Raw genomic sequence first — 11156 nt, forward strand, 5'->3', positions numbered from 1 at the left:
TCGTTCGGCGCGCCTGAAACAAATTGGAAATTATGCAGAGCGAGGTAAGCATGGAGGAAAGCTCTGAACTTACGAGTCCGGCTTCAATTCAAATTCAACGAATATTCAAACGCATTCCTTTTAACTGGCTTCTGGTGATGGTGCTGCTCGTTGTCGGCACCGTCATCGTTGCGCCGTTTTACTTTTCCCGCACTGCGCCGGGGGGAAACAATCAACCGGTCAGGGTCGTGCCCAACACCCACGATATGGCGCAACACCTGGCAATTATGGAGCAGTTCGATAAAGTGCTTCGCTCAGGGACGCTCTACCCGCGCTGGTTGCCCGATGTCAATAACGGCTATGGGCTTGCCTGGACGAATTTTTATTCACCGGCGTTCTATTACTCAACCTCGGTTGTCAATGCCGCGTTGAATAATTGGCTCGATTCAATATTGGTCATTTCGGTGTTGAGCTTTCTGGCATCGGGCTTTGCTTTTTATATTCTGGCGCGTCAGTTTTACGGGCAAGTCGCAAGCGCCACAGCCGCGCTGTTTTATCTGATTTTGCCCTATCACACCATTGACCTTTACTGGCGCGGCGCATTGCCGGAACTGCAAGGCTTCATATTGGTGCCGTTGATTACCTATTTCGCCTATAAAGCAGGCAGTCGCGGCAAGCTACAGGACTATGCCGGGCTGGGACTGTGTCAGGGGATTTATTACATGACCCACTTTCCCGTAGCTTACCTGATGACCTACACCATCGCTTTTTATGGACTCATCTGGGCAATCAGTAAACGGGATTGGCGAATCACCTTTCGCATCGCGCTGGGGATGTTCCTGGCTTTGATTTTGAGCGCCATTTACTGGCTACCGGCGGTCGTCGAATCACGATACGTTCAGGAACATTTCACCACTATTTTTCCTTATCATAACAGCTATATCACTCTGCTTCCGGCTGCCGACCGATTCGGTGAGCTGATCAACCAGTGCTTTGCGGTTCAGGCGCTCGCCTTGCTTATTGCGATTGCCATTTTGCGATTCGTCGCGCCTCGCGCCAGTCAATCAATCAGTCAAGCAACGCGGGAGTTTGAAACATCCGGTCAGTTTCAAACCCGCTTATGGGTCATTGTGGGCGTGGCGACAACCTTCATGGTGACTTCGCTTTCCATTTACCTCTCGAAGCTGATTCCCAAAATCGAAGCGGTCTCTTTCGCCATGCGCTGGATGGTGATTACCAGTTTTTTCACGGCGCTCGTCGTCTGTGCAGCGATTGACCGATTGTGTAAGCATCGGGATTTTGCAATCGTAACATTATGGGCAGGACGCATCGCTGTAGTGTTGGTCATCGGGTTGAATCTCTGGATTACCACGCGCCACATCATCAGAGAAGCGGTATTGCACCAACCGCTTCAGCCGCCTTTAATTCACTATGAACCGGCGTTTATTCCCAAAGGCGCGACCAATCCGCGAGAATTACCTGACACCCCTGATGTTTTGATTGAATCCGGTAGCGCCACGTATGAAATTCTGAGTTGGCAACCCAACCGCCGGGAGCTTGTCGTCAATGCCCAAGCGCCGGTAAAGGTGCGCCTGAAAACTTATAATTCTTACGGCTGGACTGCGCGGTTAGATGGGCAAGGCGTGCCGATTTCAAGTGACCTGAATGGTATCCAACTCATAGAGGTTCCGCCGGGTGTACATCAACTCGAAGTCGCTTTTACGACCACACCGCCGCGCCTCATCGGCGCGATTTTATTCGGCTTGGGATTATTGACGATTATTGGACTGACGGTGTTGTCGCGACGGCAACCCGGTCAAAATCAAATCAATGCCGGTGAGGGAATCGCGTCGCCTGGCGTTGATGTTGAAAGTCCATTAAACGAATTATCGAGGATTGACGCTGAGAAAATTCATTCTCAAGAAAGCGTGAAGCCGGTCGCTTCGGCGATAACCTTGAACAAGGTCATCATCATCATTGCCATCGCTGCGACCATCCTGCTCTTGTTCTTTCTGCCCAGGTTTTTCAGCACTCCGGAGAACCCGACTGCACCTGTAACAAGCGAGGCGCTGACGTTAGGCGCTGAAACCCGGTTACGCATTCCAAGAGGAGATTGGGTTTGGGTTGCCACCACTGACCAGGCATTAAATGAATTGATGAATGCGTTACCGGCAAATGATACTGCCAGGATAGAAATGCTGGTTCAATCCGGGCAAGTGTTGCGGGTTGCCAATCATACCAAAGTCCGCATTCTTGAATTCGACGCTGCAAAAACCAGAATCCGCATTCTCGAAGGCGACCACCTCACCCAAGAAGGCTGGGTGCCTGAACGTTGGTTAGGCAATTAAACGGTGTTTAGCTCAGGGATTTCTATTGGAATATTGGGTGATGGGTTTGCGGAACTTGCTTCACCTCTTCACCGCTTCGATGCTATCTTAAATCCGCTTACCTAGAAGAAAATCACCTGGAGGAAACAATGGTATTAACCAAAAAGGCTCAAGAGGTCGTGGATTACATGACTCGTGAGCGCGAAAAATTTTTAGCGACCGCTGAGGGGTTAAGCGATGCGCAGGTCAATTTCAAACCCGCAGAAGAGCAATGGTCAATCAGAGAAATTTTTCATCACATCTGGCTGGTCGAGGGGATGACCGCAAAACTCATGGCAAATATGTTGAAGCAGGCGACGGAAAATCATTTGCCTGCCGAAGCCGACCCCGACGGCTCTGTGCTGGGTAGTCTGGCAAACCACGCCGAAAAACTGGGAACGAAATTTCAAGCGCCCGAACGTGTCAGACCGATTGAGGCGCTGCCGCTTGCCGATTCCATCAATAAGATGACGGAGACGCGCGCGAAAATCCTGGAACCGCTCGATGCGCTCTGCCGCTATGATGTGAGCGATTTGCAATTCCCGCATCCGGCTTTGGGTCCGATTAACACCTATCAATGGTTGATGGTGATGGGCGGACACGAAGCCCGCCACCGCAAACAGATCAACCGCATTAAAGAGAGCGAGAACTTTCCGGCGAGTTAATCAAAGTAAAAAGTAAAAAGGTAAAAGTTCGGCAAGCGGCATTAGCCCGCAGTCATATAAAAAAGGCAAAGGTAATTATCAAAAATCACTTTTGCCTTTTTACTTTTGCCTTTTTACTTTTTACTTACTTCAGGTTGTTGCAGGTTTTGATTGTCGAGGGTGAAGCCTACGAAACCAATCATCATCTCTTCCCAGGTCTGTTGTCCCCATCGCACCTCTTTCGTGGCATCGGGATTCCATTTATTTTTGGTCGAATTATCGAAGTGCGCGACGCATTCGATGCGGCTGCCTTTGGGCGCAGCAACCGGCTGGGCAAATTCATAGCGCGTCTGCCAGTTGAAATCATACCTCGGAACCGAAAGCAGAATTTTCGTCGTGCCATCGGGCAACACCAGACGATATAGAAAATCTTTGCCGCGCAGATGCATATGTGGCATCAGGTCGGTGATGTGCGCATCCTCTTTGAAGCGAAAACGCGAAGTGACTTCATAACTATCCGCGCCTGCCGGAATCACAAAACGACTATTCAAAGCTGCGCCGCCCATGCGAATCTTCTGCACAGGCTTTTTCGCAAATATCAAACCAATCGAAGTCTTATCTTTTTGTGCGGTGCCGTTCGTGGTGTAGTGCATTTGCAGGACGAGCATCGAATTGGCTTTTACCAATTTCGCCTCGCCATCAGGAAGCGAGACTTCGCCTTCGCCGGGCGCGTAACCGACCAGACCCAATATGCCATCGCGCGCAAAAGCCGCGCGAAGTTGTCCGGGTTCAACCACAAAAGCGATGACGTGATGCACGACAGCGCGATTGCCCGGACGCACCTCTGCCGCCTGTACCCATTTATCCTCTTTGAAATTCGTCGGCACGATGAAATATTGATAATTGACCGTGCCGTTGGCGGGGACTTCAAATTCGCGCGCCGTCAACACCACATCGGGGGTGCCGATGTTCCAACCGGCTGTGAATTGCGGCGCGGGCGGCAACTCTTTGGCGTTGCCTTCTTTCATCCCCGTATCGACCCAGTTGATAATCGTCTCTTTTTCCTGTTTGGAAAGACGGCGGTCATTACTGAACGCGCCGTGCGCGGGGTCGGCGTGCCAGGGCGGCATTGCGCCTTCGGCAACTTTCTCGCGAATCGAACGCCCCCACGGGCGCGTCTCTTTGTAGGTCATCAATGAAAACGGGGCGATTTCGCCGGGTCTGTGACATTCGGCGCATTTACTGTAAAAAATCGGCGCAATGTCTTTGGTAAAGGTAAGCGGTTTGGTGTTTTTGGTGTCGGCATTGCCGGTTGATGCAATAATCATCGCGCACCCAAACAACAAGCCGACGCTTACCGTGAACATTAAATTTCTTTTCATTGATCTACTCCTGAAAGGGTCTCACTCCACTGTTTGCTTAGACTATCACAGAAGCGAAATAGTTTCAGTTTTTTCTCCGCTTGATTCCCAGGCTTCGGGGCTGATAGAGTGACGGGCTTTCGCAAGCTTGGGCTTTCGTTACATTCGAGAGGGTATGAAATCAATTGACAAAAAAATCATCCACGTCATTGATTCACACACTGGCGGCGAGCCGACGCGAGTGGTGACCAGTGGCTTTCCCGATTTGGGAAAAGGTTCAATGGCTGAACGACTGGAAAAATTCAAAAACCAGTTTGACCATTATCGTTCGGCAATCGTCAATGAACCGCGTGGCAATGACGCAATCGTCGGCGCTTTGCTTTGCCAACCGGTTGATGCCGGTAGCGCCGCCGGAGTGCTCTTTTTTAATAACGTCGGAGTCTTGGGAATGTGCGGACACGGCACCATCGGTTTGATGGTAACGCTTGCGTATCTTGGAAAAATCCAACCCGGCACTCATCGCATTGAAACCCCTGTCGGCACGGTCGAAGCCACTTTACACAATCCCAACGAAGTCTCGGTTGCCAATGTCGCGAGCTTTCGTCACGCCAAAGATGTCACCGTCGAAGTCGAAGGACACGGCAAACTGACAGGCGACATTGCCTGGGGAGGCAACTGGTTTTTTCTTATGAGTCATCACGGACAAAATCTGTCGCTTGCCAATCTCGACGAATTGACCGAATTTTCGTGGCGCATTCGCCGGGCGTTGAATGAACAAGGCATCACCGGCGCAAACGGACAGGAAATTGACCACGTCGAACTGTTCGTGCCTTCCGATATTGCCGGTGTGCATAGCAAGAGTTTCGTTTTATGTCCGGGCAAAGCTTATGACCGTTCGCCCTGCGGTACGGGGACCAGCGCCAAACTGGCTTGCCTGTACGCCGACGGAAAATTAAAAGTTGGCGAGGTCTGGCGACAGGAGAGCATCGTCGGCAGCGTCTTTGAAGGCAGCGTTCGCGTCGAAGGTGAAAAAATTTATCCGACAATTAAAGGCTCGGCGTTCGTCAATGCCGAAATCGATTTGATTCTTGACGAAAATGACTCGTTTTGCTGGGGAATTCGCAGATAAAACCGCCAGGTCGCCAAACAAATTAATTCACCTTTCACACAGTTGCCGGAATAAATTTGCAGCGAATAAATAATGACATTTGATGTTGCAGTAATCGGCGGGGGAATCGTTGGCGCAGCGTGCGCGCTCGAATGTGCGCGCTCAGGTATGGGTGTCGCCATCATTGAAAGTCAAATCATTGGTGGCGGCGCAACTGCACAAGGCATGGGGCACATCGTGGTAATGGATGATAGCGACGCGCAATTTGCCCTTACCAACTATTCGCAAAAATTATGGGAAGCCAAAGCCCGCGACCTCCCGGCAGATGTTGAATACCAACGTTGCGGGACAATTTGGGTCGCCGCAGACGAAGAAGAGATGGCGGAGGTTTATCGCAAACAACAATTTTATGAAGCGCGCAATGTTAAAGTCGAAGTGCTTGATGAACGAGCACTGGGTGATGCCGAACCGAACCTTCGTAAAAACCTTGCGGGCGGCTTACTGGTTAAAAATGACAGTGTGATTTATCCGCCCTGCGCTGCGAAGTATTTTATCGAACGCGCCAAAGATAAAAACGCCAGGCTTTTCATTGGAAAACCGGTTGTGCAAATTTCAAATGAGCAAGTGCAGTTAAATGACGGTACGCGCATCGCCGCTAAATTTATCGTTAATGCGACGGGCAGTTGGTCGCCGGAACTGACGCCCGGCATCGAAGTGAAAAAACGCAAAGGTCATCTGCTCATCACCGACCGCTATCCCGATTTTGTCCGTCATCAACTGGTTGAACTCGGCTACCTGAAAAGCGCCCATTCACTCACCGCCGAATCCGTGGCTTTCAACGCCCAACCTCGCAAAACCGGACAAATCCTGATTGGCTCATCACGTCAATTCGGAGTTGAACACTCGCAGGTCGAATCCGCAATGCTCAAGCGCATGCTCGCTCGCGCCGTTGAGTATTTGCCGCAACTCGGCGAACTTTCAGCGATTCGTTCGTGGACGGGATTTCGCGCCGCGACCCCCGATAAACTCCCTTTGATTGGTCAATCGGCAATTAGCGAAAGCCTCTGGCTTGCGACCGGGCACGAAGGCTTAGGCATCACCACTTCAACGGGAACCGCGAAACTTTTAGTTGACCAGCTGCTCAATCGTGCTTCTGAAATTCCGGTTGAACCCTATCTGCCGACGCGCCAGGTTACGGAGGCAACCCATGACTAAAGAGGTGATGGTCATCATCAATGGGGTTGCTGTTTCGATGCCCGAAGGCGCTACGGTTGCAGCGGCGATTATGCAAACCGGGGTCACAGGATTTCGCAAATCGGTGAGCGGCGAAAAGCGCGCGCCGCTTTGCGGAATGGGCATCTGTTTTGAATGCCGGGTGACGATTGACGGACGACCGCAGGCGCGCAGTTGTCAAATCGTTTGCCGCAATGGCATGCAGGTTAGCACCGATGAATAGACAGGTTTACGAAAGCGAGGTGTTGATTGTTGGCGCAGGTCCCGCCGGGCTTGCGGCGGCATCGACAGCCGCCAAAAAAAATCAGCGCATCGCGATGGTTGATGATAATCCGGCAATTGGCGGGCAAATCTGGCGCGGCGCGAAACGCCAATCGGCATCAAGCGAAATTGCTGAGTGGTTCGATAAATTTCAATCGGCAAAAGTCGAATTGATTAATGGGGCGCGTATCGTGGCACAACCGGAAAAGAATTTTCTGCTTGCCGAGACCTTGGATGGGGTTTGCGAATTTCAGTTTGAAAAATTGATTCTCGCAACCGGGGCGCGTGAACGTTTCCTGCCGTTTCCGGGTTGGACGCTTCCTAATGTCGTGGGCGCGGGTGGGTTGCAGGCGTTGGTTAAATCCGGGTTGTCGGTTGCCGGAAAGCGCGTGGTGGTTGCCGGAAGCGGCGCGTTGTTGCTGGCGGTTGCGGCTTTCTTGAAAAAAGCGGACGCGGAAGTTTTACTCATCGCTGAGCAAGCGCCGCTTAAACGACTCGCGAAATTTGCGTTTGGGTTGTTGGGTGACGCGCAAAAATTATTGCAGGCGATTGAACTCAAAAAATCGCTGCTCGGAGTTCGCTATTTGACCAATGCCTGGGTGACCAAAGCGCATGGCGAAGAGCAACTCACCCACGTCACTTTGCAAAAAGGTGAACGTCGCTGGGATGTCGAATGTGATTATCTTGCCTGCGGATTTCATCTGCTACCGAACCTTGAACTTCCACAACTGCTGGGCTGTGAAATTGAAAACGGCGCGGTAAAAGTGGATGAATTTCAACAGACTTCACAGGAAAATATTTTTTGCGCCGGTGAATCCACAGGCATCGGCGGATTGGATTTATCGCTCATCGAAGGGCAAATCGCAGGCTTTGCGGCAAGCGGAAATTACCACGAAGCGCGAGGGCTTTTGGCGGCGCGGAGCAAAGCCGGGGGTTTTGCAAATTTGTTGAATGCGACGTTCAGGCTGCGCGATGAATTAAAAGATTTATGTGAATCGCAGACTTTTGTGTGTCGTTGTGAAGATGTAACCTTTGAGCGTTTGCGAAATCTCAATTCCTGGCGCGAAGCCAAATTGCATACACGTTGCGGAATGGGCGCGTGTCAGGGAAGAATCTGTGGCGGCGCAACCGAATTTTTATTCGACTGGAAAGTGGAATCTATTCGACCTCCGGCATTTCCGTGTCGCGTTGAAACGCTTATAAAAAGCGATGAAGTAATTTTATGAATTTCAAATCCAGAGGATGAAAAAAGATTTTTACCACAGAGACCTAGAGAAAGAGATGAAGAAGTGAAGAAGTGAAGAGGTGAAACAGGTAAATTTTCCCTTCGCCTATCCCTTTTATTTTTCTCTGTGGTTTTATTTCATTTCTCAATTTCCGAATATGGAAAATACAAAATCGAATGATTTAGCGAGGAATAATTATGACGATGACCTGGAAGGGCGTGATGCCCGCAATTACTACCTGTTTTAATGAAGATTTGAGCATTGACCACGAATTCGTGGCGCGGCATTGCAACTGGATGATTGATGCAGGATGCACGGGGATTGTCGCGCCGGGTTCGCTTGGCGAAGGCAATACCCTAACCTTTGATGAACGCATCGCGCTCTGGCAAACCATTATCAAGGCAGTCGGTGAGCGTGTGCCTGTGGTTGCGGCAATATCCGCGCTCAGCACTGCTGAAGCCGTCAAACAGGCGAAGACCGCCGCCGAAGTCGGATGCCTGGGCTTGATGGTGTTGCCGCCTTATGTGTACAAAGGCGACTGGCGCGAAATGAAATACCATGTTGCTGCAACCATGCGGGCGACCAACCTATCGTGCATGCTTTACAACAACCCGGTTGCTTACGGCACGGATTTTTTGCCGGAACAGATTGAGGAACTCGCCGCCGAACATGAAAATTTTCATTCGGTAAAAGAATCGAGTACGGACGTGCGCCGCGTGACCGCAATTCGCGCGCTGGTCGGCAACCGGCTCGAAGTTTTCGTTGGCGTCGATGATGCGATTGTCGAAGCCATCGCGGTTGGCGCGACGGGATGGATTGCCGGGCTGGTAAATGCTTTTCCGAAAGAGTCGGTTGATTTATTCAACTACGCGATGCAGGGCGAAACCGAAAAAGCGATGAAATTATACAACTGGTTTTTGCCTTTGCTCCGCCTGGACACGGTGCCGAAATTCGTGCAGTTGATTAAACTTGTTCAAGCCGAAATCGGTATGGGCAATGCCCGCGTGCGTCCGCCAAGACTTGAAATCGTTGGCAAAGAATTGGAAGCGGCAAAAGCGGTGATTCATCACGCGCTCAGTCATCATCCGAATTTAGATTGAAGTGCTGGCAGTGGGATGAAGCGTCGTAGTTGAAATTAGCTGATGGAAGCCGTATTTATCACATTTGCAATGCTGGTTTCCCAACGGATTTTGTGGATGCGGCGGATGAAGACGGATAATCCGCGTCTATCCGCCGAGTCCGCCGCATCCGCTGGGAAATTCAACTTGATAGTGGAGTCGGTCTCTTTCCGTGAGTATTTTGAGATGAACGAATTGTTAGCAATGGCGGCTGAATGACCGGTTCTATTTGGGAGATCATCAATTGACCTTAACAGGCGAGTCAATCATCGGATTCAAACGTGGCGCGCGTCACGACGAAACCTTTTATGGATTTAACCCGGCAACCGGCGAACCACTGGAACCGGTTTACTGGGCGGCAAGCGCAGATGAAATCGAAAAGAGTGTGCAACTCGCGGCAAAGGCTTTTGCGGAGTATCGCTGCACATCCGGTACAAGGCGCGCGGCATTTCTCAGACAGATTGCCGCAAACATCGAAGCCCTCGGCGAACCATTAATCACCCGCGCCACCGCTGAAACCGCTTTGCCCGCAGGTCGCATTCAAATGGAGATCGGGCGCACCTGCAATCAACTGCGAATGTTTGCCGCTTTGCTTGATGAAGGCTCGTGGGTTGATGCGCGTATTGATCGCGCCAACCCTCAGCGAACACCCGCGCCGAAACCCGATGTGCGTTCGATGCTAAGACCTTTGGGAGTGGTTGTGGTGTTTGGCGCAAGCAATTTTCCGCTGGCTTTTTCAACCGCGGGCGGTGACACAGCATCGGCTCTGGCAGCCGGTTGTACGGTTTTGGTCAAAGCTCACCCGGCGCACCCCGGCACTGCTGAACTCGTTGGCTTGGCAATTCAAGATGCGGTGAAGACCTGCAATTTGCCGGAAGGGGTTTTCTCTTTGTTGTATGGCGCAGGCAATCAATTGGGCGAGATGTTGGTTCAACATCCGCTGGTCAAAGCCGTAGGGTTTACCGGCTCACGCCAAGGCGGACTCGCGCTAATGCGACTGGCGCAGGCGCGACCCGAACCGATTCCGTTTTATGCGGAGATGAGCAGCGTCAACCCGGTGTTCATTTTGCCCGGCGCAATGCGCGAGCGGCGAGACCAATTGATAAACGGGCTGCATACTTCTGTCACATTGGGCGCGGGACAATTCTGCACCAATCCCGGTTTGGTGTTTTTGGAAGATGATGCGAATGCGTCGGCATTTGCAGAAAAACTTGGCGAATTGATGAAAACTTCTATGCCCTTCACGATGCTCACCGAAGGCATTGCGACGGTTTATCAACAAAGCGTTACTGCGCGCGCAAGCCACGCCACCACGCTTGCGGTAAACCGCGAAACGACCGGCACAAGTTGTCAAACTACTGCGGCATTATTTCAAACCGAGGCGCAAAGGTTTTTGCAACAGGCGGAACTTGGCGAAGAGATTTTTGGTCCGACAACGCTGCTTATCAAACATTCGAGTCGCGATGAATTATTGAATGCGGCGCGCGCGCTTGAAGGGCAACTGACGGCAACCATTCACGGAACCGAGCAGGATTTAGCGGAGTTCAGCGATTTGATTGCGATTTTGGAAACCAAAGCCGGGCGGTTGGTTTTTAATGGATTTCCGACCGGCGTTGAAGTTTGCCCGGCGATGGTTCACGGTGGTCCCTTTCCTGCGACTTCCGACGGACGTTCGACATCGGTTGGCACACGGGCGATTTTCCGCTTCACCCGCGAAGTCTGTTATCAGGATTTTCCTGACACGGCATTACCTGAAGAACTGCGAAACGAAAACCCGCTCGGCATTTGGCGGATGATTGATGGCGGGCTTACGCGCGACGCTATCGCTTAAAATTAAAATGTGATAAAAACCGCAGCGTG

Annotated in this window: 10 protein-coding genes; 9 read left to right on the forward strand and 1 reads right to left on the reverse strand. The window is 51.4% G+C overall.

Going from position 1 to position 11156, the window contains the following annotated elements; all coding sequences use genetic code 11:
• The first annotated feature begins 50 nt into the window (after positions 1-50).
• Both AB1757_01505 and AB1757_01510 read left to right on the forward strand, forming a co-directional pair.
• The gene (locus AB1757_01505; protein MEW6125712.1) at positions 51-2327 is read left to right on the forward strand and encodes a 6-pyruvoyl-tetrahydropterin synthase-related protein; all 2277 of its coding nucleotides are present in this window, start codon (positions 51-53) and stop codon (positions 2325-2327) included.
• 128 nt (positions 2328-2455) lie between these two features.
• Positions 2456-3010, forward strand: coding sequence for a DinB family protein (locus tag AB1757_01510; protein MEW6125713.1), 555 nt, complete (start codon positions 2456-2458; stop codon positions 3008-3010).
• Positions 3011-3123: 113 nt separating this feature from the next.
• Here AB1757_01510 and AB1757_01515 read toward each other — a convergent pair whose 3' ends face one another.
• The gene (locus AB1757_01515) at positions 3124-4371 is read right to left on the reverse strand and encodes a thiol-disulfide isomerase (GenBank protein MEW6125714.1); all 1248 of its coding nucleotides are present in this window, start codon (positions 4369-4371) and stop codon (positions 3124-3126) included.
• Positions 4372-4525: 154 nt separating this feature from the next.
• Here AB1757_01515 and AB1757_01520 point away from each other — a divergent pair, with 154 nt between their 5' ends.
• From AB1757_01520 to AB1757_01550, 7 genes are all read left to right on the forward strand, one after another.
• Complete coding sequence (locus AB1757_01520; GenBank protein ID MEW6125715.1) at positions 4526-5479, forward strand: 4-hydroxyproline epimerase; 954 nt, start codon at positions 4526-4528, stop codon at positions 5477-5479.
• Positions 5480-5551: 72 nt separating this feature from the next.
• A complete protein-coding gene (locus AB1757_01525) occupies positions 5552-6673 on the forward strand; it encodes an FAD-dependent oxidoreductase (protein ID MEW6125716.1) in 1122 nt (373 codons plus the stop codon).
• Positions 6666-6914, forward strand: a complete 249-nt coding sequence (locus AB1757_01530) for a (2Fe-2S)-binding protein (protein ID MEW6125717.1) — start codon at positions 6666-6668, stop codon at positions 6912-6914. Before AB1757_01525 ends, AB1757_01530 begins: the two co-directional genes overlap by 8 nt.
• Positions 6907-8178, forward strand: coding sequence for an FAD/NAD(P)-binding oxidoreductase (locus tag AB1757_01535; GenBank protein MEW6125718.1), 1272 nt, complete (start codon positions 6907-6909; stop codon positions 8176-8178). Before AB1757_01530 ends, AB1757_01535 begins: the two co-directional genes overlap by 8 nt.
• Before the next feature lie 203 nt (positions 8179-8381).
• Entirely contained in the window at positions 8382-9278 is an 897-nt protein-coding gene (locus AB1757_01540) for a dihydrodipicolinate synthase family protein (GenBank protein ID MEW6125719.1), read from the forward strand.
• Between the two features lie 42 nt (positions 9279-9320).
• Positions 9321-9515: a hypothetical protein gene (locus AB1757_01545; GenBank protein ID MEW6125720.1), complete on the forward strand. Its 195-nt coding sequence runs from the start codon at positions 9321-9323 to the stop codon at positions 9513-9515.
• A 25-nt stretch (positions 9516-9540) separates the two neighbouring features.
• Positions 9541-11127, forward strand: coding sequence for an aldehyde dehydrogenase (NADP(+)) (locus AB1757_01550; GenBank protein ID MEW6125721.1), 1587 nt, complete (start codon positions 9541-9543; stop codon positions 11125-11127).
• The last annotated feature ends 29 nt before the right edge of the window (positions 11128-11156 follow it).

Source organism: Acidobacteriota bacterium, assembly GCA_040754075.1.
GTDB lineage: Bacteria > Acidobacteriota > Blastocatellia > UBA7656 > UBA7656 > JBFMDH01.

Coding starts and splice junctions, on each gene's coding strand:
- AB1757_01505 (MEW6125712.1), top strand. CDS start 51: ATGGAGGAAAGCTCTGAACTTACGAGTCCGGCTTCAATTCAAATTCAA.
- AB1757_01510 (MEW6125713.1), top strand. CDS start 2,456: ATGGTATTAACCAAAAAGGCTCAAGAGGTCGTGGATTACATGACTCGT.
- AB1757_01515 (MEW6125714.1), bottom strand. CDS start 4,371: ATGAAAAGAAATTTAATGTTCACGGTAAGCGTCGGCTTGTTGTTTGGG.
- AB1757_01520 (MEW6125715.1), top strand. CDS start 4,526: ATGAAATCAATTGACAAAAAAATCATCCACGTCATTGATTCACACACT.
- AB1757_01525 (MEW6125716.1), top strand. CDS start 5,552: ATGACATTTGATGTTGCAGTAATCGGCGGGGGAATCGTTGGCGCAGCG.
- AB1757_01530 (MEW6125717.1), top strand. CDS start 6,666: ATGACTAAAGAGGTGATGGTCATCATCAATGGGGTTGCTGTTTCGATG.
- AB1757_01535 (MEW6125718.1), top strand. CDS start 6,907: ATGAATAGACAGGTTTACGAAAGCGAGGTGTTGATTGTTGGCGCAGGT.
- AB1757_01540 (MEW6125719.1), top strand. CDS start 8,382: ATGACCTGGAAGGGCGTGATGCCCGCAATTACTACCTGTTTTAATGAA.
- AB1757_01545 (MEW6125720.1), top strand. CDS start 9,321: ATGGAAGCCGTATTTATCACATTTGCAATGCTGGTTTCCCAACGGATT.